Source organism: Dactylosporangium sp. NPDC049742 (assembly GCF_040674675.1).
Taxonomy (GTDB): Bacteria; Actinomycetota; Actinomycetes; order Mycobacteriales; family Micromonosporaceae; genus Dactylosporangium; species Dactylosporangium maewongense.
Window position 1 is genome coordinate 182,365 of the sequence record NZ_JBFANF010000012.1, and the last position, 25,729, is coordinate 208,093.

Genomic DNA, 25,729 nt, shown 5'->3' on the forward strand with positions numbered 1-25,729 from the left:
GGGTAGCCGCACACCGCAAGGAGAACCGTGAACGCTGAGTTCCACCGAGACTGGTGCTCGCGGACCGCGTGCACCGCCTACCTGCCCGACGGCGACGAATACCACCGCTCCGAGCCACTCTTCCTCAAGACCGACGACCCGGCTATCAACCTCGTCATCTGCAAACTCGCCGACCCCGACGGCACCGAGGAGCACATCGAGCTGTCGATGCTGCAACTGTCCGGCGGCCAGCCGTGGCACCTGACCGAGCCCATCGCCGGCCGGGAGCTGCTGCTTCCGAGCAGCACAGCCGACGCCGCCCGTCGTGCCCTCGCCGAACTGGTCGACGCTTGACCGCGAGAGTCTGCCACCACAAGGTGGGCAAGCCCCCGACCTGCGCTTTGTAACCGACCTAGAAATTTTCTAGGTCGGTTACATTCAGGAAGTTTGGACAGTGGCGACGGCGTCGATCTGCTGCTGGATGCCGGGTTGGATCGGCGGATCACGGGCAGCGCCGAGGTTGAGATCGGCGCTGGCGACGGCCGGTGGTCACCTCACCAGGTGATGCTGCTGCGCCATTCGCCGAGCCCAGGTGAGTTGGACCGTGCCGTGGCGGCGCTCCGGCACACATGGACGGACCGCTCTTCGCGGTCGCGCGGGCGGGGCGTGCCTCGATGCAAGCTGCTGAGCGGAATCACCGCATCGCATGTCGCAGCGGTTGACGACGCGGTCGTCCACTTCCGGGGTGAGGATTCTGGTCCGGTGAGCGATGACCGACCGCTCCTGTGCATTCGGGGCGGTCCAGTTGGGCTGGCTGGCGATGCTCCTGCTGTTCGCGCTGAGCGCTGTTGTCACAGCCGGAGATAGCTGGCGGCAACGAACGCTGGGGCGTGCAGCCACTCAACTGAGTCGTCGGTCCACCTGTACCTCACACCGGATGTGCGCCAACATGAGACCGAACGTGCCCGGGCCGCACTCCAGGGCCTGACACAGATGGGAGAGGCCGATGCCAGCATCGCTGGACCGCATCCGCGAGTCGATGAAAGTACAGCCTACGGCTCGGGACAAAGGGCTCCGGCTAACCATCGAGGTGGTCGCCTACGACAACGGCATGATCCAGGTCGACGGCGTGCCGATCAATGCGTCACCTGCCTACGACGAGGGTGAAGGATGGCTCGGTGCCGCAGAAGTCGCGGTCGCCACCATCGGCGAGCTCCGACGCCAGGCCGTTCGACGCCGACGCAACGCAGCACTCGAGACCAACGCCGACCAGTAGTCATCCTTACCGCCCAGGTAGGCCAGAGATGGACCGGGCGATCACGAGACGCTTCTGCAGTCGCGCCGCGCCGCAGTGACCTGTTCGAGGATGTACATCGCTACCGTACGGACTTTGGGCCGGTCGTGACCGAGCTGATCGGTCATGCGCTTGAACTGTTCGGTGACATGCGCTCGTCGTTCGGCAGGCCGGCATGGACCGTACGAAGTTCCAGCGGTGCCGTCCACCATCGGCGGCATGGGAGTGCACATCTCGGACGACAGGGTGACTTGTTTCGGCTTCACTGACGATGCATTCAGGCCTTCGGTGGGACATCGTCGTCTAATGCCATCAGAGATGCGGGCTCAGTGGACCTCCCAAGCCCGGGCTGCATTGATCGTCGCTGCGACACGACGCACGCTCCTCACCTACGGTGAGCTCGGCATGGCCTTGGGGATGGAAGGCGTCAGCCTTCGGAACCAACTTCGACACGTTCTGGATGACGTATCGGAGGACTGCCGAGCTCGAGGTGAGGACTGCTCCCTCGCGGCCCTCGTGGTCAACAAGGAGACGGGCGAGCCGGGTCCCGGTTGGAGCAACGGAGTCCGTGAGTGGCCGCAAGAGGTTCGAAGAGTCTTCCAACGCTGGACACCCAAGTAAAGACACATCGATGACGACGTCTGGCCGTTGCGGGCCGCGTGGGAGGAGATCGCATGCAACATCCATCGGACTCGACGGAGATCGCCGGGCCTGAGGAGAACGGCCAGCGCAAAGCCGCCGACTCGCCTGATTCGGACGACCCGGCACCCGAGGCGGACATGGACTCGACGACGGCATCGACGGTCCTGGCGGAGGTGCTCCCAGGGGTTGCTGTCGTCTTCGGTGAAGTTCCAACAGAGCTCAAGCCCGATCTGATCGACTTCGGGCTCGTGTCGGCCGCTGATCGGACGCGGATTTCCACATTCCTCGCCTCGATCGGCAACACGTCGACCGTGACCGGCAACCTCGGAAACGCACTTGCCGGCATGCAGGGGCTCTACAGGCTCAGCAGCACGACACAGGCTCTGCTGAAGTCCGGCGGAGCGCTCGCGGTCACGGACGGCGCGAACCTCGGCGCGATTTTCACCAACGGCAAGATAGTCGGCCAGGCCCGCCTCATCCCTGTGACCGCCGTCGGCGCGGCGCAGCTCGCGGCCACGATCGGGCCGGCGCTGGCCATGATCGCCTTGCAGATGCAGCTCAGTGACATCACCGGCCTCACGCGAACCAACATTGCGCTGACGAGCCAGGTGCTCACGACCATCCGCCACGAACAGTGGGCCGAGCTGACGGCACTCGTCGCCAGCATCGATCGCGCGGTCGACCGGGCACGAGAGATTGAATCGGTCCCGACCTCCTTGTGGAACAGCGTCGCGGGCAATGAAGCATCGTTGCTCAAGCAGCTTGAGCTGTATCGGCTGAACGTCAGCAACCACATCCAGCAGATCCGTCACGACACGCAGGGTCGCCGTGCGTATCTCGAGGCGAACGCCGAGGCGATCGTCTTCGACGCACACGCCCTGCTGTCGTCCCTCAAGGCGTGGACGGGGTATCAGGCGCTGCACGCCGCGCGGGCGAGCGCCGCTGGGGCCGATGACGCCCACGAGGCACGGCTCGTCGACGTCATCGCGCGCGACACCCGCACGGCACTCGACTCCGCTCTCGCCGAGACAAGCAGCCTCGTCGACTCGCTGACACGGGAGCTGCGCATCATCGTCGAGCTCCCCGGACGCGCAACACTGCCACTGTCGGGCAAGCGGAAGGACTCGACCGCGGTCCGCCAAACCTCCGCCGGTCTACTGGAGGCGATCCAGCCACTTGCCGATGCTCTTCACCCGGCGTCCCCTCCGCTGCAAGCTCCGGGCGCAGTGTGCGTGCCCGAATCGCTGGACATCGAGCCGTACCTTCGCATTCTGCGCTGGTTCCTGGAAGACGGTGAGACTCTGCGTGTCCTCGGCTTTCCCGATGAGCCCGATGCTTCCGACACAATTTCTGCGATCTTCAGCGGAGCGAAGGGGATGCTGACAGGGGCTAAGGACAAGGCGGCGGCAAAGACACTGGTCGCCGTCACTGATCGCCGCATCATCACGGCCAAGACGAACACCTTCCTCGAGCAAGGTGAGATCCGGCAGGATATCCCGATCAGCCGAGTGCGATACGTCCGAGCAGCTACCACACAGACAAAGGGCGAGCGTTCGGCGATCGACCTCATCACGCGCGACGAGAACATCCGATGGCTCTTCTCCGCCGACATCGACAACGCGCAGGTGGACACGCTTGCCGCCGTGCTCGCGGAGTCGATGACCATCCCGGACGTCGAACGCGAAGCGCTTCAACGTCGGAGCCACGCCGTCATCGGGGCGGGCAGCAAGGGCGCGATCACCGGCACGACACCTACGAAGCCGACTGGCCCCGAGGCAACGACAGGCCCTGCCGAGTATGCCTCGAGCTCCATTGACTAGGAGCTGCCCCGATTGCACGCTGGTCGAACGTCGTTGCGCCTTACCGTCAACGGACCGGCCGTAGTACTCGCAACGACGCCCCGGTGGCGCGCGGCAGCGCACCAGCAGTTCGTAGGGATCTGGTAAGCCTGCCGCCAGTGCTCGCGTGCCCAACCGGGCTTGCGAAGTGCTGGCTGCAGTGCCGCGTCTCCCGGCCGGGAGCATCGACGGTCGCACGTCTGACAAAAGTTCCTACGCGCGCGCAAGCCGGCATCCTTGCCGAGCGGAGCTGACCCGCTGGCGTGGCTGGCTTCGGGTCTGGCGCGCCTACGGTTCACCTCGCTCGGCTGCCTGCCGCACGAGCTCGGCGAGGTACATCTAACGGGCGCCTCGACTCACTCTGGTTCGCCCCATCAGTGATCAGGCCGACCCCGGAGCGTGCTTCTCGAGGATCGCCTGAACCCGACACCCGCTTCAGCGCTGATGTCGGCGCTCTTCCGACGACACCGTTCCCGCCATCAATTCATCACCACTTTCTGATGTGAACGGCCACGCTTCGTATATGCGCTGTGGACGCTCACGTAATTGCTCTGGTCGCCGCTCGTCGCACCCCAGGCAGATCGCGGGCGTCGGGGCGGCTATCAAGCCACCGATGACCGCGACTGGCCGACCGGCCTGCCCGTCCACGCACCTCCTCCTCGCTGCTGCTTTTCTCTGCCCGCTCGTCGCGACCGTCGCGGGCGTGACGAGCGAACTGCCGGCGGACGCCGTGCCTCGTAGATGGGGGACGACGAGCGAGCGGTAGGCCAATTACGTGAGCGCTGACAGCGCCACCGGCTTCCCGACGAAACGCTTGCCGGGACCGCCCAGGCCAACGGCCAGCGGCACGGGTGCAGGGACTCAGGAATTCCGCCACATCTGTTCGAAGTCGGTGAAGGCGAGCTGTTGCTGATGATTGATCACGTTGTCACCCACGTTGAGGATCAGGCAGCGCTCGGTGCCGTTGTTTCGAGGTCCACGCAGGCCACGACCGATCATCTGTTGGTATACGTTCGGGCTGTATGTGGGCCGGGCCACGACCACGACTCGAGTCGCCGGCGCGTCGAAGCCCTGGTGGAGAACACCGTAGTTGGTGAGGACTCTGATCCTGCCCTTGCCGAACTGTTCGATGATCTGTTGCCGCCGCATCGTCGGCGTCTCGGAGTCGACGGAGGCGGAGTGCACGCCCTGGTCGTTGAGGACGGCGGCCAGGAATCTCGCGTGGTTGACGGAGGTGGCGAAGAGGAGCACCGGCCAATCCCGGTCGAGGCCGAGCAGGGCCTTGATCAGAGTCCGGTTACGAGAGTGGTCTTCGGCGAGGCGCCGCTCCGCGTTGGGCGGGAGGGTTCCTCGCCCCATGGACATCAGGTCGAGTTCTTGGGACGTGAGCTCGAGCTTGCTGCCTTCCAGAACATCGTGGTCGGTTCGGGCGAGGATGCCCATTTCCTGAAGCCGGCCGTAGGGGTCCTCGCCCAGCGCACCTTCGTCGAGCCGGTTGCTGCCGTAACGAGTGATCAGTCGCTTCGTCTCGTCGGTGCTCTTGCCGCGGAAGGGTGTGGCGGTCAGTCCGATCAGCGGTCGCGTCAGACGGTGGTGGGTGATGCCCATCTGTTCGAGCAGCGCGGTGTAACCCTTGGTGGTCGATCCGTGGGCCTCGTCCACGATCACCAGCAAGGGGTCTCGCAGCCACTCGTAGGAAGGCTGATGCAGCCGGGCGGTCAGCTGATCGTCGGTGGCCACGACCAGGTGCGGGTTGCTGGTGACTTGGGTCGCGTCGCGGCTACCCCAGAATCGGCTGATGCTGAGTCGGGTGCCGCCGAGACCGGTCTTCTCCCACACGTACTTCCAGCTCTGTACGGCCTGCTCGCACAGCTCGGTCGACTGGGCGATCCACAGGATCGGCCGGCCGGGGCCCTCGGCGCCGAAGGTCTTGAGGTAGCGGATGACGGCCTCGGCCGCGACACGGGTCTTGCCGGCGCCGGTGGGTAGACTGACCATGCCGCGCATCGGTTGCGTCTGCATCAGCAGCTGCAGCATCCGGGAGGCGAGCACCTCCTGGTAGTCGTGCAGCGGGAAGTGCGGCGTGGGTCCTTCGGCGGTCTCCAGCGGCGGTGGGGTCTCCTCCTTGGTGCCCGCGTACCGGTCGGGGAGTCCGAGGTCGGCGACCTTCTGCCGGGACTTGGTGTCCCCAGTGAACGGCAGTTTCAGGCTCTCGTCGATCAGTTTGAGGTCGTCGCGGTGGTGGCGCAGGATGCCGTCACCATGGGCGTGCAATGCGAGCTCGGCGACGCGCCGGTCCTCGACCACTCCGCCCTTCTGCGTCTGCTCCCAGGCGTGCAGGCCCTCCGGGAGTCCACGTCGCAGCCGTTCGGCACCGATCAGCAGCAAGATCTTCTCGATGACGATCTTCGTGGCCCGGACCTGTTTGAGGATATCTTGGTTCTTGGCCTCCTCCCGCATGTCGAGGATCTTCTGAACCTCGGCGGGTGACAGGCGCAGGTCGAGTTCCTTCGAGACGGCCTGCAGGATGCGTCGTTCGTCGGCGGGGTGGCGCACGTAGACCACTCGGTCGCGGTTCGCCGACTCCAGCGGTGTGGTCCGCATGCCGGCGGGGGTGCGTTTCACCTCGTCGAGTTCGCCGCACACCACGTACGACCAGCCGTTGGCGAGCCGGCTGCGGAGGACGGTCAGGTGCGGGAACTCCGTGACGACGACGACCGGTTCGGTCTCCTCGGCGGTACGGACCTCCATGCTGACGGCGTCGGCGTATCGCAGCATCGCCCAGGTCTCGACCATCTTCTCGACGTCGGCCACAGTGGGTGCCAGCAGTGCGGGGACCCGCTCCATGACGAGGGTGTCGTACTCGACGCGGTCGGCCGTGACGCAGATCTGGTCGTCCGGTCGCGTGCCCCAGGTGTCCCCGATCCGGCACCGGGTCTCGCCTCCGGGCCATTCGATGCCCGAGCGCAGGACGAGCGCGTAGGCCTTGCCGGGGACGACATCGTCCTGGGAGTTCTCCACCGTCTCCACCACGTAGCGCCACAGCGGCGCTGGGATCCGGTCGACCGTGGATGGCAGGCCTAGGACGTCGGCGACGTTGCGGTCGACGCGCGCCACCGGCAGCACGTCGGCGTACTGCTGTAGGCCGGGGTTGACCGTCATTGGCACGGGCAGCAGTCCTTGGCTGCTGTCGACCTTGCCGTGCCGGCGCACCATCCACACGAGCGGTGACGGGACGTGAAGTGTGCTGCTGTGAGCCCGGGCGGTCCAGTCGCGCACCAGTCGCCCGGCGGGCAGGTGTTTGACGAACAGTGCCTTACCTTCGTCGCTGAGTGTGGCGAGGACACCGAGAGGACCGGGTGGTGTGGTCCCGTCGACCTCGAGTGCCGACAGCTTGCGCAGCCTGACGTTCTTGTCCAAGCTGTCGTTCAGACGTTGCAGCGCGAATTCTCGGTACTCCTCGAACCAGACGTCCTCGCGCGGGTCGACGATCATCTCGGGCACGTCGGACATGCCGAGTGCCGTCAGAGCCGGCCGGTCGGCGCCGTGGACGCGCAGGTCGACAACCAGACCCTGGTCGCGGCTGCCGTCCGCGGGGATGACTCGCCCGGGCAGCAGACACTCCGCCAGGGGTCGGAACCGTCCCGCCATGGTGCACACCCGGAACGCCCGGATGGGGTCGGCGAGGGCCTGGCGTACGGCGTCGGCGGCGTCGTGGGGTGTCACCCTGCGCACGAGCCCCCACAGGGCCTGCCAGTCCTTGTCGCCGTAGCCGTCGACGCCGCGGTCCAGGACAGCCTTGAGCTTGCCCAATGGCGTCGCCTCCCGAACCCCCAGTTCGTTGAGGTCACTGCGCAGACCGATCTCGTCGGTGACACCTGCATCGACGTAGACCAGGTCGTCGGCGAGTTCGTCCAGGCCGCTGCGCTGGTATAAGCCGGGGTGGTCGATGGAGACCATCCCGTGGGACTCGGTCAGCACGATCTGGGCCTTGCGCGCGGCGACGGCGTGCTCGTATTTGTCGCGTTGCAGGCCGGCGAGGATTCGGATCGCGCGGGCGGACGCCTCGGCGGTGCCGTCGTGCACCAGTGCCTGCAGCCACTGCACGACCGACGCCTCACTCAGGCCGGCGTTCTCGAAGATCAGGCGCGCCCGGGCACGGCGCTCGCGCTGCTCGATCGACGCGTGGGTCCAGTCGTGCGGGCGTCCGGTGTAGCCGACCCACAGCTGCATCAGGGCGGCGGGGATGTTCTCCGGGGGCATGAAGAGCTCGTTGGGCCTACGCAGCACACCGAGCTGGTCCGGCAATGACGGACACACCGCGGTCGTCTTCCAGACCTGCTTGGTCAACCTGTCGTCGGCCCACTGCGGCGCCTCCCTGCCCCGACCGGGCAGCAGCGTCAGGTAGGAGCCGGGATCGGCGGTGTCGACGAGTTCCGGCAAGGACTCGACGATCAGCCGCGCCGCCTGCACGATCAATTCTTCGTTGAACGGATTGTTGTCATACAGGTTCTGCCGGTCCTCGCTGGTCTTCCACGGCGCGTTGAGCAGACCGCGCAGTGTCGTGGCGTAGTTGGTGGGGAAGAACGCCCAGAAGGTGCCCCGCTCGCTCCGGCCCTTGTCCTCCGGAACCGCCCAGGAGATGTCGATCTGCGGGCGGTCGTGCAGTTCACCGGCACCCTGCTGCGCGGTCTCAGAGGGGTGGAACGTGCGGGTGAAGACCCGCCAGCGGGTGGTCTCGTCCTTTCCCTTGCCCTTGCTGGCACTGCTCTGGAGGGTGAAGTGGTTGCCGTCGTTGCGCACGAATAGTTCCTGGACCATAGGCAGGCGGTTGCCTGAGCGGTCCTCGAGGGTCAACGACCGGACGTGGGCCGAGAACAGTTGGAACTCGGCCGGAAAGTTGTGCAGGTCGAGGCTTAGTAGGGCGGCCTTGTCGGGTAGCAGCGGCAGCCGGACGACGGTGGCGGCCCACTCCAGCAGTTCGGCGAGGATCGGATCGGACGCGGTCTCCTGGGCAGCATCCAGGACTCTGCCCATCCGCAGGATGGGGATGTCGACGGCGCCGGGGACCACGGCGCGGATGGTCTGTTCGGCCCAGGCACGGTCGAAGCCGAAGGAGCCGGTGGTGCTGAAGAACTGGGGGGTGTCGCTGACGCTGAGCACAGACTTGACACCCACGCCGAAACGCCCGATCTGTCCGCCTCGCTTGCGGGAGACTCCCATGCGCAGGATCGTGTCCGCTCCTGCGGGGGTCATCGGGTTACCGGCGTTGGCGCAGTAGAGGTAGTCGTCGGTGAGGATGACGCGGATCTCACCGTTCGGCAGGCCCCGCATCTCGTCGGCGCCGTTCTGGACCAGTTCGTAGACCTGGCGGTCGCCGTATCCGCCCTGGGTGATGCGTCGCTCGCCATTGGCGTGCTCCTGGACCATCCCGGGATCGATCTCGTAGTGCCTTAGCGCAACGGCGGAGAGCGCTTCGACGGCCTGACGCACGGACGCGTATGACGATGGGGTGGAAGAGCTCATCAGATCCCGCCTTGAGCCGAACAAGAACAGTCACACGGAGCACAGCGCGACATCGATTCTCCGGATGCGCGCGCGGACCTCGACCTTGACGGCTCCGCCGTCCGGATGTCCCACCCAAACCGATCGGCCGACATCTCTAGCTCCACGCACACTCGCCGTGACCTCTGCGAATATAGTCGACATCAGAATTCCCGCGTCAGCGCGTCAGCACGGCGAGGTGGGCTGCCGCTACGGCGAGCGCGACGCTCCGCGCCGCCGTCGAGGAGCGGGGCTCACCTCCGGCGACCTCACCGATGGTCGGGCGCGGCCTCGGGTCGATCGAGCGAAGGCAGCGCTTCATCCTGTAGAGCGCCACAGATACTCGAAGTCGCGGAAGGCGAGTTCCGCACCGAAGTAGGTGATGTTATCGGCCACGTCCAACACCAGGCACTCCTCCTTGCCGCGGTTCCTGGGACCGCGCAGACCTCGCCCGATCATCTGCTGGTACACGTTGGGGCTGTAAGTGGGCCGGGCCACGACGATGGCCCGGGTCGCCGGGGCGTCGAAGCCCTGGGTGAGCACGTTGTAGTTGGTCAGCACCCCGATCTCCCCGTCACGGAAGCGACGGATCGTCCGCCGTCGTAGACCGTCCTCGGTCGACCCGGTGACGGCCGCAGACCTCACCCCTCGTCGATTCAACAGGGCGGCGAGGACGTGGGCGTGCTCGACGGAGGTCGCGAACACCAAGATCGGCCACTGGTGCGGCAGTGCGGTGATCTCCTTGACCAGCATCGTGGTGCGCTCGCGATCGGCCGCGAGACGGTTCTCCGCACTGGTCGGCAGCCAGGGATGATCCGCCGCGTCGGCGCGTTCGCTCTCCGACAGTTGAATGGTCGCCCCGTTCAATTCACGATGGCGTATGCGGGCCAGGACGCCCATCTCCTGCAGGCTCCGGTACGGCCGCGGCCCCAGGACTTCTCGTCCGTCGACGTCGAAGTCGAGCCGATTGCGGTTGTACCGGCGGGTCAGACGCTCGGTCTCCGGTGCGTTGTTGCCGATGAACGGGGTCGCGGTCAGTCCGATCAACGGGCACCTCGTGCGATATGGCGTGATACCGAGCGAATCCAGCACGGACGTGTAACGCGGGCTCAGGGACGTGTGCGCCTCGTCGACGATCACGCACTGGGCGTCTCGCAGCCACTCGTAGTCGGGCGAGTCGATGATCAAGGCCAGTTTGGCGTCCGTGGCGACCACGAGATGGAAGCCGTCCGTGGTCGGATCGGCCGTGTTGCCCGACCAGAGCCTGCTGATGGTCAGTCGTGCGGCGCCGCCGAGGCTGCGCCAGGCGCTCTGCCAACTGTGCACCGCCTGTTCGCACAATTCCTCCGACTGCGCGATCCACAGGATCGGCCGGAATCGCTGCAACGCCTCGTCGCGCATGGACTCGATGAGGGCCTGGACCGCGGTGCGGGTCTTGCCGGCTCCTGTGGGCATACACAGCATGCCGCGCAGTGGCGGTCGAGACTCGGCGACCGAACGGATCCGCCGGACCATGATCTCCTGGTACTCGTGCAGCGGCGGGAACGCGGCCGGCCCGTCGACCACGATGCTGGCCTCCAGCGCGGGCTGTCGCTCGCCGGCGAACGTGACGGGGAAGCCCAGGTCGGTCACGAGCCGCCGGGCCCGATGACCGCCGGCCCACTGCTCCGGCACGTCAAGACTCAGACGGTCCAGGTCGTTGCGGTACTCGCGCAGGACCGCCGAACCGAACACGTCCAGGGCGAGTTCGGCTACCGTGCGGTCGTCGAGCGGCCCCTCGGAGGCGGCGACGGCTTCCAGGACCGGCTGCGGGATCCGGGTGCGCAGAACGTCGGCGCCGAGCAGGACGAGCAGCCGAGCGGCGTCGTCGGGCTGGTCACGGGCGGCGACCAGGCGCGCGTCACGTCGCACCTGGTCGTTGTGGGCCAGGATCTGCTCGACCTGCTGATCGGTCAGCTGCAGACCGAACCGGTCCCGAAGCCGACGCAGCAACGTCGCGTCGTCGAAGGGTTCCAGACTGTAAACGACGTCGTCGTACCGCAGCATCGACGCGGCTTGTGCCCGCCGACCGTTCGGCCCGCTGATCAGTTCCTCCAACTCACTGCATGCGACGACCTGCACGCCGTGGAGGGGACGTCCCGTAAGGAAGCGTAGGCGCGGGAACAGGTCCTCGACCGGTACCGGCTCACGCACGGGCACCGCTCGCACCTCGTTGCTCAGCACATCGTCGAGGACCGACAGGCTCCAGGCGGCTCTCAACCTCTCTAAGGCCTCCGGCGGCACTGGCAGCACCGGGATGCCGTGGTCGCTCAGCCGCCGTCGTTGGCCGGCATCGACGGCCATGGTGACCTCGCCGGCCGCGGCCCATCCGGGTTCGGATCCGATCAGGCAACGGATCCTGGCTGCTGCGGGCAGATACGAGCAGGCCAGTCCGTAGAGTTCACCCACCTGCTCGACCTGCAGGTGCTCCTCGGCATGGGCAACCAGCCGCCGCCACCGGGCCATGCCGATCTCGTCGATGTGTTGCGGCAGGTTCAGGGCCGTCGCCAGGCCGACGTCGATGTCGGCGGACGGCAGCACTCCCGTCGGGCGAGCCAGCGCGGGACCTACGCTGTCGTCGACCGGCAGGACACCCCAAGCGGTCGGCAGATGTCCGTAGCGACGCGCCCCCCACAGCAGCGGCGACGGCACGTCGATCCTGCGGTCGACGCGGGTGGTGGCGCTGACGTGCCACGTCGTGACGACGCCGGTGGGTGGCAGATGTTGTAGAAACCGCGCCGTCTCGGACGGGGTGAGGGTACGCAGCAGGCCGAGGGGGCCTGCGGGTGCGACGCCGCCGACCTTGATACCGCGTTCGGTCGGTCTGCTCGCCTCCGGCGGCAGTGACGCGTAGAAGACGGAGATCATCTCCCGCCGGTACTCGTCGAGCCACCCGTCCCGGCCGGGATCGTCGGATTCCCTCGGCACGTCGCTCAGACCCAGCAGTCCCAGCAGCGGCAGGTCCTCGCGGTGGAAGTCGAGGTCGACGGCGGCCGGGGATCCGGGCCGCAACACGCGACCGGGCATCAGGCACTCACGCAGCCCCGTGAACAGACCCGAGCCGACGCGGACACGCACCTGTGCGGTGAAGTCCTGCTCGTCGATAATCTCGGCGGCGAGGGAGGGGGCGATGCGTCGGGTCAGGGCCCAGAACGTCTCCCACGATTCCTCGTCGAATCCCGGCAGGTCGCTCTGCAGCAGTGAGAGCAGTCGCCCGGCGGCATCGGCCTCGTGAATTCCGAGATCGGTCAGATCATCGTCGAGATCGGGGTTCTCGTCGAGGCGCCGGTCGATGTAGGTGAGGCCTTCGGCTTCAGGCTCGCCCGGTGTGCGGCGGAAGATCTGGTCCGACAATGTCAGGAGCCGGCCGTCGGCGACGAGCACGATCCGCGCGAGGTGACCATCGTCGAGTAGGGGATGCCTGCGATCGTTCATGTGCGCGACGATGTGGAGTGCCGCGGCCGAACCCGGCCGGGAGCCGGGTAGCGCCACAGCCTCCAACCAGTGTCGAAGCGTGGACGGTCCTCTGCCGGCACTGGCCAAGATCTGTTCCGCCCGTGATCGCCGGACCGTCTCCTCGATACTGTGGTGACACCAGTCGTCGGGACGTCCGGGCACGCCGCGCCACAGCGAAAGCCACTCGGGATCGAGCCGGGCGGGATGCAGGCGGACCTCGGTGGGGGTGCGCAGACGACCGGTTTGATCCGGCAGGCTCGGACGTCGGGCGGCGAGTCGGTAGACCTCGGTGGTCAGTTCCTTGTCGGCCCAATTGCGGGACTCGCGGCCACGGGCGGTGATGTAGAGCAGGTGGCGGGCAGGGTCCTCGTCGGTGCTCAGCTCCGGCAACGAGTCCACGATCAGCTCCGCCGCGGCCGTCATCAGCTCGTCGTTGAACAGGTTGTCCTTGAGCAGATTCTGCCTGTCCTCGTTGGTCTTCCACGGTGCGTTCAGTATGCCGCTGAGGGTGGTCTCATACGTCGTCGGAAAGAAGGCCCAGAACGCACCGGTCCCTTGGGGGCTGCCGGAAACCGGCACTGCCCAGGACAACGGGATCTCGTCGCGGTCGTGGAACTCGCCGGCGTCGTGGCGCGCCTGCTCACTGGGGGTGTGGATCCGTTCGAAGACCTTCCACGCGACGGTGCGCTCGGCACCGCCGGCCTGCTCGACGACGACTCGATCGATGCCGTCGCCGCTGACGGTGATGGTCCGCCGTCGCGAGACGAGCTCGGTCCGGTCGTCGAGTTCCAGGCGGCCGATGTGCGGCGAGAAGATCACGAAGTCGCTGGGGAAGTCGCGCAGGTCCTGGGCGAGCCGGTCCAGGTGTCCCTCCAGCAGGGGCAGCCGGATCACCGTCGTCGCCCAGGGCATCAGCTCGTCGAGCACCGGGTCGCCGGCGCGAGCCGCGTCCGCGTCCAGCACCCGCGCCACTCGCATCACCGGCGTCGGCCCCGTCGTACGCGTGTGTGCTCGGATCGTCGCCTCGGCGTGGCAACGGTCCCACCCGAACGATCCACTGCGGCTGAAGAAGTCCGGGCTGTCGCAGATCGACAGCACGGACTTGAATCCGAGCCCGAAACGGCCGATCTCGGTCCCGCGTTTGCGGGACAGGTGTGAGGCCAGGATGGTCTCCGCGCCATCATGCGTGATCGCCGTCCCGCGGTTGGCGCAGTACAGCGCATCGGGGGTCAGCACGACGTGGATTCCGCCGCCGGGTTCGCGTTGCAGCTCGTCGGCGCCGTTCTGGATGAGTTCGTAGAGCTGACGCCGGCCGTAGCCGCCCTGGGTGATCGAACGCTCGATGTTGGCGTGTTCCTCGATCAGTCCGGGATGGACCGCACAGGCCCGCAGGTACTGATCCGACAGCGCCGTCACCCGACGGGCGACGGCGCCGTCGGGTCCCTCCCAGAGCGGCTCGGGTGCCATCGTCTCAGTCCTCCAGGCGGGCGAGCCGGTAGAAACCCGGTGGGATCTCGCGGTCGTCCTCGTGGGTCTGGATCAGCCAGCCCTCGTCGATCAACGTCTGCAGGTCGGTGCGCCACGTGGCCGACTTCGCCACGCGTTCCAGTCGGGCCGCGGCGACCGGCCAGGGCGCGACGTGGAACAGGTATTCGATCAGACGGTCCTTGGGGTTACCACCCTTGATCTGTGCGATCAGTTTGTCGTCGTCGACGACCGACTGGTCCAGGCGGTCGGCTTTCAGCCGGTAGGAACGCCCGGGTCCGCTGCCGAGTGCCTCGATGTCCCAGCCGAGGTCACGCAGTTCGCGCACACGACGCGTCCACTCCTCGATCCCGGAGACGCCCTCCAGCTCCCCCGCGGTGACCGCGTGGCCCACCCGTTGCCGCAGATATGCCAGTACGGCCGTGCGTGCCCCGCCCAGCAGTTCCTGGCGTACCCCGCTCAAGGCGTCGCGTTCGGCTGCGACCAGACGCCCGATCTCCGCAGAGGTCGTCAACCATCCGGTGGCCGTCTGTTCGGTTCGCTGGGCACGGTGTACCAGGTTTAACGCCTCCCTCAGCCGGCGTTCCAACATGTCCAGGTGATCTGCCACGTTCTTCCTTGACACGGCGGGCTTCCTCGACACGGTCGTCCTCCCTCTCTCAGCGTGTCAGCGGATGCTGAAGAATCCGTCGTCGGGATGTTTCGGCCAGCCGATCAGCAGGCCCCGGTCCAACAGTGTGTTGTTGTGTTCGCAGCTGGTCTCCGGCAGCAGGCTGCACACATGGCAGGCGGCGAGGTTGAGGCTGTCGGCGCCGCCGGTCTCCGACTCCATGCACAGCGGGTCGGCCGAGCACCACTCGGCCCGTCGCAGCGCCGAACCCAGCGTGCGGGCCAGACGGTCCGGGTCGGCCTGACGCACGATGCCGCCGAGGCTCCCAGCGGAATCACTCGTAGCGGTGTAGATGAGCAGACCGGCCGTCTCACCGTCGGTGTAGAGCCGCTCGCGCATCGCCGATGCGGAGTAACCGGAGTCCAGGCTCCATTCGTTGATCAGCACGTGTGACAGGGTGTGCACCAGGATCGCCCGCGCCGTCAGCCGTGTCGGCGGGGCGAGGCGACCGGCCGCCTCGGCGCGCCGTTGTAGCAGCGCGGCGTGGTTGGCGATGAGCAGGCCGGCGCGCTTGCGGACGGCGTCGCGCTGCTCCCATTCCCGCAACCGCTGCTCACTGACCCGCAGGAAGACGCCCTCGCCGACGACTTCCATCGCGGGCAGCCATTCCGGGTCCCCCAAGGTCAGCGCCGCGTGACGGGTGGCCGCGTCCGCCGCGCTCGGCGGCTCCACTCTGGTGAACGACTGCAGGACGCGCACCTCGCGCAGCCGGGTCACCTTCATCACGTGCTCGATCTGCGGCATAGGCGGGCCGCCCTCGGCAGGGTGGCACTCGAAGTCGTCGTACTCCTGCTCACCGGTGGTGCCGGTGCACAGCTGCTCGTACTCCTCGGCGCGCAGTTCGGCGTCCAGGTCGCTCGGCTCCACGATGGTCGCCTCATCTTCGAAGCGGGCCCGTTTGCGCACGGCGCTGATGACCTGCTCGCTCGTGATGCCCTTCTTGAGGACCCCGGCGGCCTCGGCCTGCTCCGCGATGACCTCGTCGCTGGACTTGCGCCATAACGAGTAGTAGCGATCGATGATCGAGTGCACCTTCTCCGACCACGGTGGGATCGCCAACGAAGAACGCACCATGCCGAACCACGCCGCCGACGATCCCCGCTGCAGGGTCCGCGGCGGTCGGACACAGTCGACCTTGGCCGCGTCGCGCAGCCACGGCCGTGCTCCCGAGCAGCGGATCCCCAGCCTGCGCAGTTCGCTGCGCCGGAACGCGCCCTCCATCGACACCTTGCGGCCGCATCCGCACTCGATCTGGATGGACCGCAGGCTCGCCGTGCGTCCCGTGGTGATCATCTTCAGTTCCTGCATGCACGACACGGCACCGTCCTGGGAGCCGCGGTGCACCCACTTGCGATAGGGGAAGTCCTCCAGGTGACCGTCGTCGCAGGCAAGCACGAATCGGCTCGGGATGAGTGAGCCGTTGCAGGCGCACTTGGAACCGCGTCCGCCGAACCGCCCGTAGGGCTGCAGCAGCCGGCAGTCCTGGCAGGTGTAGAACTCGGGGAAGCGTTTGAGGCCCGCGCCGTGGTAGTCGCTCTCCGCCGGCGGCAGGTAGAGCTTGTCGACGCGCAGCGCCCGCTGCAGTCGCGGCTCACTCGTCTCCTCCCGGTCGTTGATCCGCCAGCTGTCCAGGCCCAACACGATGTAAGACGCCTCGTCGATCGCGATCATGGATCCGACTCCGTAGGTCGTGATCATCTGGGCACGTCGGGCCTTGCCGATCGGCGGCTTCGTGGTCGGTGCACTCCGTGTCGGCCGCTGCGGCCTGCGTCCGGGCATGCTCATCGCCCCTCTCGTGGGAACAGGCTTGTCTCCACGTCGACGTCGCGGAGACTGTTCATAGTCGCGAACGAGTGCGGCAGGTCGTCGTCCTCGAAGGTGCACAGCAGAGCGGAGTTGTCCGGTCTGGCCTTGCGTTCGCCGCGGCGCCTGCCGACTCGGTACTTCAGGCCGCTGTTCCAGTCGACCATCTCGGCCCAGCCCTGGATGATCTCGTCGAGGTGTTCCGCGGTCGCCTTCGCCTCATCGGGGGCGACCCGGCGGACCCGCTCCAGGATCCGGTCGGCCAGGTCCCTCAGGTCGGCCTCGAACAGGTCCAGGTTGCCGGCGGCGTCGTTGTCACGGGCGTCGGCGACCGTCATCCGGGCGGCGCTGATCAGGGCAGCATGCAGCGCACGGTCACGGGCACGGGCGGAGAACGGCGTGACGCTGGTCGACTCCACCTGCCGGTACAGCGCGGAGTGATACGAGCGGAAGTTCTCGTAGTGCGAACGGTCGCGCGACCGTGCGGCGTTGTAGAGCATCACCACGATCCCAGGGTGCTTACGCCCCACCCGGCTGGTGGCCTGGATGTACTCGGCGGTGGTCTGTGGCTGACCGGTGACCGCCATGAGGCCGAGCCGGTCAACGTCCACCCCGACCGAGATCATGTTGGTGGCCAGCACGACGTCGAGTGCGCCGGACTCCCCGTGCGGCACGTCGAGCTGGCGCAGCCGGCTCGGGATCTCGCTGGCGTTGGCCCGGCTGGTCAACTCGGTTGTCTCGACGTCGCGTTGCTTGCCCTCGCCGGCCAGGCGCTGCAACCGCAGCACCACGTCGTCGTTGACCTGCAGTTCGGCGGCCGCCAGCAGGCGCAGACTGTTGAAGTAGCCGATCAGTGTCCAGTAGGCGTCCCGGACCTCGTCCTTGGCGTCGATCTGTGCGGCGTGGTGCAGCAGGGCGGCGTACGCCCGTACCAGCAGCGTCGCCTGGCTGGTCCCCGGGGCGAACAGGCCGACGTAGCGACGCGTCGGTTTGCGGTCCGCCGGAGCCTGCACAGCGAACCACGAGTCACGGGCGTCGAGCCCGGACGGCGGGAACTGGTGCACGTCGCGGTCGAACAGCGCCTTGCCCTGCTCCCTGGCGCGCCGGATCGTCGCCGTCGAGGCGACCACCTTGGGCCGGTCGGCGGCGATGTCGAGGGCCGATTCGTACAACCCGACCAGGGTGCCGAGCGGGCCCGAGATCAGGTGCAGCTCGTCCTGGATGATCAGCTCCGGGGGCGGTGTCCCCGCAGGCGCGCCGACCCGGTTGAACAGCGCCGCCGGTTCGGGCTTCCATGCCATCTGGGCGAACTTGTCGACCGTGGCGATGACCAGCGTCGGGCGGTACGCGTACACCGTCTCGTCCACCAGGTGCACCGGCAGACCGTCGCGGAACTCGCACTCGGCGCTGCCACACGCGACGACCAGCTTGGTGTTCTGGTGATCCACGCGGTAGTGGACCGCATCGATCTCGATCCCGCACCAGGGGCAGCGCCGCAGCTGGACGGGATTCTCCTCGCGCAGGGTCTCCTGGTTGCGCAGCTTGCGCAGCGCAGTCTCGGCGTCCTTGAGATTGTTCGGGGTGGCGCTGGAGCCGACCCACATGCCGATGGAGACCTCCTCATCGCCCAGGTCCGGTTCGTCGTCTCTGATCCGGTCCATCGCGCAGATCAGCGTCGCGGCGCGCTCGAACTGTTGCAAAGTGAGCAGCCGCAGCGTGTAGCGCATCAGTACGGTCACCCCGGCGCCGCCGTCACCTCGGCGCAGGCGACGCAGGAAGACGGTGAAGGCGACCAGCCCCAGATAGGCCTCGGTCTTGCCACCGCCGGTGGGGAACCACAGCAGGTCGGCGACCTGCCGGTCCTCGTGGTCCGGCTCGGCGATCCCCTGAAGGCACAGCAGGATGAAGCCGAGCTGGAATGGATACCACTGCCCGGCCCTCAGGTCCAAGGTCGCGGTGCGGTCGCGCATGTGCAGCGTGCGGGCGCGTTGCAGCGCCATGGCGTGGTTGGCCAGCTGGAAGGCTCGCAGCACCTGGCCGTCACGGGCGAGCAGGTCGATGCCCGCCACCATCCGGTCGTGCGCGGTGCGGCACAGCCGCGCCTGTTCGGCGGCGACGCCGACGTAGGGGGTGTCTGCCAGCGCCGCGGCCCTGTCCTCGAGTTCACCGACCCACTCCCCGTATCCGGACAGCAGCATCCGCAGCCGGCCGACGACGTCGTCTCGGTCGCTGGTGGCCAGCGCGTACATGCCGAGCCCGGAGGCGTCGATGCGGCTGTTGGACTCCGACAGCTGCACGTCGAACGACGGCGCGAATGACGAGCGCACCTCAGCCACCCGCCGGCGTCGGTCGGCGCCGTCCGCTTCGATCGGATCGCTCCATTCGGCCGCGCAGCCGTGCCCGGTGGCGAAGGACGGGGCGTGCCGGTAGAGCAGTTCGGCCAGCAACGTCTCCTGGTCGTCACCGACGATCGGCGCCGACTGTTGGATGATCGCTGGTGCGGTGTCCTGCGATGCCACCGTCAATTCGCATTGGAAGAAGCAGTACGGGTCACGCATCGTCCCGGGGGCGACGTGGACGTCGACGACGGTGACGGTGACGGTGACGAAGCCACACTCGTCGGCGGGCCGCACCAGGGAGCGCACCTCGAGTCCGGGCGCCACCACCGCCGTGGAGGCGCCGGTCCGGGTCAGGTCCAGCGGGGTCGGTTGCACCGGCACGCTGCGTCGACGCCACCGCACTGTCGATTCCCCGGTGGAGCGGGCCGCTTCCGACTGGGCCTCGGCCGGACGGCCTGCCTCGTCGATCGGCTCGTACACGCCCGCCTCGACCCGCACCTCCAGCGAGCCGGCACGCGGATCCGCCACGAAGGTCAACCCCATCGAGGATGGGCTCTGCACGTTGGCCATCGACACGCCGGTGTCCGGTTGTTCGTCGGTGTCGAGTCGGGCGGAGGCCAAGTCCACGTCCGACTCGGCCGCGTCCTCGATCCGCAGTTCGATGTCGCGCTGCGGGAACAGCACCCCGGTCAGGTAGCTGTTGACCGGTGGATCGGTCAGGATCTCCTCGTCGCCGCCGGCGGGCCCGAGCAGGTCGAGCACGAGTCGTTCCGTCAGCTTGTCACGAAGCTCGTAGTGTTCGTCGAAATCACTCACCGGCGATTCACCCTTCCGCCTTCTCGTAATGGAACCGGCTCAGGCCGCTGATCCGTGGAGCCAACCAGACCCCGTACTCGCCGAGACCTGCGCGGGCGCCCTCCGCGGTGCTGCCAACAGCCACCTCGACCGCCTCGACGTGGCAGTCGGTGATCGTCGCCGGCCAGTCCCGACGATCCCCTGCCTTGCGGCCGCCCAGGTGCCTGCCCATAGCGTCACGAAACGCCCGCGACATGACCGCGATGAGTCTTCCCTGGTGTTCCACGCCGTACAGCGGTGCCGGGCAGTCGTCGACATCGCGGGCCAGCACAATCATCCGCACCTCGTCGCCCGGCCGGACCACGTCGGCCAGGTACTGCTGCACAGCGCCGGGGTCGTCGCTGAAGCCGCGCGCACCCGCCGGGAACTCGTGGTCGACGTCGTGCCCTTCGACGGCCATCCCCAGCCAGGGGCGGCGACTGACATTGCGGCCGAACATGGCCAGTCCCCACCGCTCGGACTCCCCGGACTTCTTGCGGTAGACGGGTCCTTGGCGTGCCAGCGCCGTGAGCCGGAACAGGTCCTCACGCGATCGGGTCATGGCCATGTACGTCAGCCGGGCCTGGTCCAGCGGGTCCTCGTCGTCGCGGGGGTCGCTGTCGAGCAGGAACACCCGATCGAACTCCAGACCCTTGGCCCGGTGCAGCGAGGAGACGGTCACCGCGACCGAGGGTTCGGGCAGTCGCAAGCGACCGATGCCACGTGCGGCAATCAGGGCACGCAACCGTGCCAGATCGATGCGGTCACGACCGCGCCCGAGCGCCCGCAGCGCCTGCCAGGCCGCCTCCGCGGTGTCTGCGTCCAGACCGCTGGCGGCGAGGAACTCGTCGTGGGTGATGCTGAGCGCGGATCCGCCGCGGAACAGCTCCAGCAGCCAGCGGGGGTTGAGATCGTCGCCGGATCGTCGCTGCAGCCGGTGTCCGACACCGGCTGCATGCAGGACGGCGGAGACCTCCAGAGCCTGGCCGTTGTCGCGGCACAGCACCGCGCAGTCCCCATCCAGGTATGAGAAGCCGGTGACGATCTCCTGCAACGCTCCGGCCGAGGGCACGTCGAGCAGTTCGCGCCGCATGGACGAGGCGATCTGCTGTGGGTCGACCCCGGTCGGTGAACGCAGCGCGTCCCCACATGCGATCAGTCCCGCCGGGCGCGGGGACGCGGCCCGGAAGTCGCGCGTCAGCGACAACTGGACGAGGTCGTTTCGGTAGCGGCCTCGAATCCAGGAGAAGACGTCGCCGGTTTCGTGCTCGCCACGCCGTTGAAAATCGTAGACGGCCTGAGCCGGATCGCCGACGACGGTGAAGCCGGTGTCCACGGCCTCCAGCAGCGCCTGCACGAGCCGTCGGCGGTCACCCACCAGGTCCTGGACCTCGTCGAGCATCACGTGTCGGACGCCCTCAAGGAACTCCTCGGCATCCCCGGCGATGATCGCCTCCGTCGCAGTGCGGATCCGCTCGTCGAAGCCGAGCAGCTGCCACTCCCCCGCGTAGGTCTGAGTCAACAGCTCCAACGCCCAGGCGTCGAAGGTCCGAGGGCTGACGAACCGACCTGCGCCGGCGGATCGGCTCGATCGCCGCTCCAGTTCCTGCACGGCGGCGCGTGAGAACGACAGCACCAACACCTCGTCGGCGTCGAGGCCCTGCGCCGACAACCGGTCCAGACGCTGTACCAGTGTGAACGTCTTGCCAGTACCCGCGGGGGCGATCAGCAGCGCGCGGGCGTCCCACGGCTGGTCTACGAGCCGCTGCTGCTCGGTGGTCGTCTGGTCCGCAGCGACTCGGCCGACGCTCACAGAACGCTCCACGTCTTCTCGAAGTCCGCCAACACCAGCTCCTCACCGTAGTTCGAGTCCTCGCCGCGGGCGCCGGGAATCAGCTGGCCGCAGCCAGCCCGGCCGGTGGTCCGTGCCCGTTCGTCTATACACGTCACCGTCGGGCTGACTCCTTCGTCCTCCGCACCGACACACCCAGCTCGATCGGCAGCGAGCGCGGGTCCGTGTCGTCTCAGCGGCTCGACCGATCGATAGAACCGCTTCGCCGCAGCATCGTGTTCACGATAAACCCGTCTGTGAACTGAGTCAACGGACGAATCTGGAGTGCATCCCGTAACGTCGGTAGAATCTCAGCGATAGTCCGCCGAGGGGGCACGCGATGCGGTTCACGGTAGAGGTCACCGCACCGGAGCGGAATCGACCAGCCGGGCCGACACGTGCGTCGCTGAGCGCGTCGCACCGCCACGACTCCCACCGGCCGCGGGGACCGGCCACATCCGGCCGACCCACTGCAACTCGATCCGCCCCGAAGACCGCGATCCGCACAGGAGCACCTCGACTTCACGGAACGAGACCGCCGTATCGTCTCACTGTGACGATCATCCCAAGGGGCCGGGGATGCAACCGCCTCGGGCATCCGGGGGCGGACTGTCGGCGTGGCCGCCCACCACGTGCCTGGGGAGTGCGCCACGCCGTGCACCGAACGCGTCACGGGGCGGCGTCCTCGCCGGTGATGGATACGGGAGACTGCTCGGCGGAGACATCACCGCGCTGCGAACCGCAGGCGCTCGGTGAACGGTCGGTCGACAGGGGGCGAGGAACCGAGTGCGAGCGCTGACGGCGCAGGACCCACGCTGGATCGGCCGTAACCGGCGATACGAGATCCTCGCCGAGTTGGGCGCCGGCGGCATGGGCAAGGTCTACCTCGGTAGATCACGCACCGCGGAACTGGTCGCCGTCAAGGTCATCCAGCCCCACCTGCTGGACGACGACGCCGTCCTGCGCCGCTTCCGCGCCGAGATCGCGCACCTGCGCCGCGCCCAGGGTCTACGCGTCGCGCACTACCGCGGTTGCGAGCTGAACCGGGAGAACCCGTGGCTGGCGCTGGAGTACGTGAACGGCTGCACACTGCGCCGGTACGTCGCAGAGAACGGCGTCCTCGACGGCGCAGCCACCGCCGCACTCGGCGCAATGCTCGCCGAAGGCCTGGAGACCATCCACAGCGTCGGGCTGCTGCACCGAGACCTCAAACCCAGCAATGTCATGCTGGGTTCGGACAGTCCACGAATCATCGACCTCGGCCTCGCCGTACTGCGTGAGCGCAACGATCGTCTGACGCAGCTCGGACAAGCGGTCGGCACCGTCGCCTACATGCCTCCGGAACAGGCGGTCGGAGAGACCGAGCTGACCGAGGCGGTCGACGTCTACGCCCTCGGCGCCACACTGTTGTATGCAAGCACCCGACGCCACCCCTATCCGCACGCCACCCCCGTCGTGCTCGCCGGTTGGATCACTGATCCCGCGCACGCCCCCGACCTGACCGGAGTGCCCCGCGATCTCGGCCCGCTGCTGACCGCCATGCTGGCGCACCATCCCGGCGCCCGCCCCGGCGTCGCCGACCTCATCACCGAATTCTCCCGCATCGTCGAGGCCCAACCAGGCGGGTTCGCCGCCGTACGTCGCCGACTGCAGGCTCACACTCCCGCCGAACCGATTCCCGAGTCGCTTCGGTCCGTCGCTTTCACCGACGAGACCGACCCGTGGCCGGAGGGACCCACCGAACTAGTCATCACCCGTACGCCAGTCCGGGCACCTCGCACGACCGTGCACCACAGATCGCCCACGCCGTCGAAGGAGCAGCCCATGACCGCAGGGGGACGACTGCGCGTGTTACAGAGCGCCGAGAAGGAGATCCTCAAACTCTCCCGGGCGGATGTCGGTGCCGTCTACGAGTTCCAACACAAGTTCCGTTCCAACCCCGACAACCCCGGACTGCGCCTCAAACAGCTCAGGGGCGGCGACCGGTTATGGTCGGCCCGAGTCAACGCCGACCTGCGCGCTATCCTGCTGCACATCGTCGAACGCGAGTACCTGCTGGTCGACGTCAAACACCGCGGCGAGGTCTACGAGGAGCTGGACCGCTACGCCTACCGGGTCAACCGGGTCACTGGTGCCCTCGAGGTGGTCGACCTCGAACCCGTGCCCGACACCGTGCTCGTCGACGTCCTGCCGCCCGAGGCGCCCCCACTGTTCAACGACCACGCTGACACCGTGCTGCTGGACCTCGGTGTCGCCGAACCACTACTGCCACGGATCCGCTCCCTGTGCACCGAGGACGAACTGTTGGAGCTCGTCGAGGGCGCACCGCAACTGACCGCGGACGTGCTGCTCTCGCTCTACGACGGCATGCACGTCGAGGACGTGCGACGGCTGATCACCGAGCCCGTGCGCGTCACTGAGCAGGTCGACCCCGACGACCTCGCCGCTGCGCTGGTACGCCCCGCCACGCAGGTGACCTCAGACGACAAGGCGTTGCAGGCCGTGCTGTCCGAGTCGTTCGAGTCGTGGCAAGTGTTCCTGCACCCCACCCAAAGCAGGCTCGTCGACCGGGTGACCAGCGGGCCCACCCGCGTCAGCGGTGGGCCCGGCACCGGCAAGACCATCGTGGCCCTGCACCGCGTTGCGCACCTGGCCGCCGAGCTCAAGCCGGGCGACGATCGGATCCTGCTGACCACCTTCAGCCGGAACCTCGCCGTCGATCTACGCAACCGCCTTGAGACCCTGACCAGCGTCGAGGCGCTGCAGCACGTCGACGTGATCAATATCGACCGGCTAGCGAGGAGGATCGCAACCGAGCCTCCGGTCGACGCTGGGCGCACCCTTGTCGACGACCATCGCATCGTCGACTACTGGCGGGCCTTCCTCGGCCGCGAGGATCCCGGCTGGACGCCCGAGTTCCTGTCCGCCGAGTGGACCCAGGTCGTGCTCGGACAGATGCTCGACAGCGGCGACGAGTACGCCATCGCACGCCGGCCGGGACGCGGACGTCCGCTGAGCCGACCGGACCGGGCCAGGATCTGGGAGCTCTGTCGGTGCTTCGAGGATTGGACCGCCGAGCAGGGCATCTGGACGCATCCGCAGATCGCCGTACACGCCGCCCGCGCCGAGCAGGCACGCATGCGACGGCCCGGCACGACCGCCCGCTACCGCCACATCGTCGTGGACGAGGCCCAGGACCTCAGCACCGCGCACTGGCGCCTGCTGCGTTGCATGGCACCGGTCGGACCCGACGACCTGTTCCTCGTCGGCGACACCCACCAGCGCATCTACGACAACCGGGTCAGTCTGTCCCGGTTGGGCATCGACATCCGCGGCCGTTCGCATCGCCTCACCCTCAACTACCGCACGACCCGTCAGATCCTCGCCACGGCTCTGGAACTGATGAGCGGCGAACAGTACGACGACATGAACGGGTCGACCGACACGCTCGACGGCTACCGCTCCGTGCTCAGTGGTGGACGCCCGGCCCTGCGCCGAGCAGCCGACTGGCCGCAGGAGACGGACCTGATCCGGCGACAGCTCAAGGCCTGGGGCGACGAGTCCGACGGCTCGGTCGCCATATGTGTACCCACCCACGAACTGGCCGCCGATCTGGCGGCCCGCCTGACCGCCGACGGCGTGGACGTCGTCGAGGTCGGCTCGGACGGTCCCGTCCGTACAGGCGGAGTGCACCTGGGCACGATGCACCGGTTCAAGGGCCTGGAGTATCGCCGGATGATCATCGCTGGAATCCGCGAGGGTCTGGTCCCGCACCAGCGCATCAACGGCTTCCGGGAGTCGGACCCCACCCGCTACCAGCGGGAACGACAGCGCTACCGCTCCCTGCTGTTCGTGGCCGCGACCCGCGCCCGTGACGACCTGGTGATCTCGTGGCACGCCACCCCAAGCCCGTTCCTGACCCACCGTCAGGTCACCGGCGCATGAGCGTTACGCCATCCGGTCAGGCGAGGATAC

10 protein-coding genes are annotated in these 25,729 nt (G+C 67.6%); 4 read left to right on the forward strand and 6 right to left on the reverse strand.

What is annotated here, in order from left to right:
- Window positions 1-27 precede the first annotated feature (27 nt).
- The 3 genes from AB0J72_RS17950 (at window position 28) to AB0J72_RS17960 (ending at window position 3,735) form a co-directional block, all read left to right on the forward strand.
- Complete coding sequence (locus tag AB0J72_RS17950) at window positions 28-333, forward strand: hypothetical protein (protein ID WP_363399976.1); 306 nt, start codon at window positions 28-30, stop codon at window positions 331-333.
- A gap of 652 nt (window positions 334-985) precedes the next feature.
- Window positions 986-1,255, forward strand: coding sequence for a hypothetical protein (locus tag AB0J72_RS17955; protein WP_363399978.1), 270 nt, complete (start codon window positions 986-988; stop codon window positions 1,253-1,255).
- Window positions 1,256-1,947: 692 nt separating this feature from the next.
- Window positions 1,948-3,735: a hypothetical protein gene (locus tag AB0J72_RS17960; protein WP_363399980.1), complete on the forward strand. Its 1,788-nt coding sequence runs from the start codon at window positions 1,948-1,950 to the stop codon at window positions 3,733-3,735.
- Between the two features lie 879 nt (window positions 3,736-4,614).
- Here the strand turns inward: AB0J72_RS17960 and AB0J72_RS17965 are convergent.
- The 6 genes from AB0J72_RS17965 to AB0J72_RS17990 all read right to left on the reverse strand — a co-directional run bounded on the left by AB0J72_RS17965 (window position 4,615) and on the right by AB0J72_RS17990 (window position 21,736).
- Complete coding sequence (locus tag AB0J72_RS17965; protein WP_363399982.1) at window positions 4,615-9,246, reverse strand: DEAD/DEAH box helicase; 4,632 nt, start codon at window positions 9,244-9,246, stop codon at window positions 4,615-4,617.
- Window positions 9,247-9,615: 369 nt separating this feature from the next.
- The gene (locus AB0J72_RS17970) at window positions 9,616-14,259 is read right to left on the reverse strand and encodes a DEAD/DEAH box helicase family protein (protein WP_363399984.1); all 4,644 of its coding nucleotides are present in this window, start codon (window positions 14,257-14,259) and stop codon (window positions 9,616-9,618) included.
- Between the two features lie 4 nt (window positions 14,260-14,263).
- Window positions 14,264-14,887 carry a hypothetical protein gene (locus AB0J72_RS17975; RefSeq protein ID WP_363399986.1) on the reverse strand — a complete coding sequence of 208 codons (624 nt, stop codon included), beginning with the start codon at window positions 14,885-14,887 and terminating at the stop codon, window positions 14,264-14,266.
- A 57-nt stretch (window positions 14,888-14,944) separates the two neighbouring features.
- On the reverse strand, window positions 14,945-16,732 hold the full coding sequence (locus AB0J72_RS17980) for a DUF1998 domain-containing protein (protein WP_363399988.1): 1,788 nt from the start codon (window positions 16,730-16,732) through the stop codon (window positions 14,945-14,947).
- Window positions 16,729-19,905, reverse strand: a complete 3,177-nt coding sequence (locus tag AB0J72_RS17985; protein WP_363399990.1) for a helicase-related protein — start codon at window positions 19,903-19,905, stop codon at window positions 16,729-16,731. Before AB0J72_RS17985 ends, AB0J72_RS17980 begins: the two co-directional genes overlap by 4 nt.
- Before the next feature lie 7 nt (window positions 19,906-19,912).
- Window positions 19,913-21,736, reverse strand: coding sequence for a UvrD-helicase domain-containing protein (locus AB0J72_RS17990; RefSeq protein ID WP_363399992.1), 1,824 nt, complete (start codon window positions 21,734-21,736; stop codon window positions 19,913-19,915).
- A gap of 804 nt (window positions 21,737-22,540) precedes the next feature.
- Here AB0J72_RS17990 and AB0J72_RS17995 point away from each other — a divergent pair.
- Complete coding sequence (locus AB0J72_RS17995) at window positions 22,541-25,699, forward strand: protein kinase (protein WP_363399994.1); 3,159 nt, start codon at window positions 22,541-22,543, stop codon at window positions 25,697-25,699.
- The last annotated feature ends 30 nt before the right edge of the window (window positions 25,700-25,729 follow it).

Bases quoted from the DNA above. Each gene is read 5' to 3' on its own strand.
- AB0J72_RS17980 (WP_363399988.1), bottom strand. From the start codon at position 16,732: ATGAGCATGCCCGGACGCAGGCCGCAGCGGCCGACACGGAGTGCACCG.
- AB0J72_RS17960 (WP_363399980.1), top strand. From the start codon at position 1,948: ATGCAACATCCATCGGACTCGACGGAGATCGCCGGGCCTGAGGAGAAC.
- AB0J72_RS17955 (WP_363399978.1), top strand. From the start codon at position 986: ATGCCAGCATCGCTGGACCGCATCCGCGAGTCGATGAAAGTACAGCCT.
- AB0J72_RS17970 (WP_363399984.1), bottom strand. From the start codon at position 14,259: ATGGCACCCGAGCCGCTCTGGGAGGGACCCGACGGCGCCGTCGCCCGT.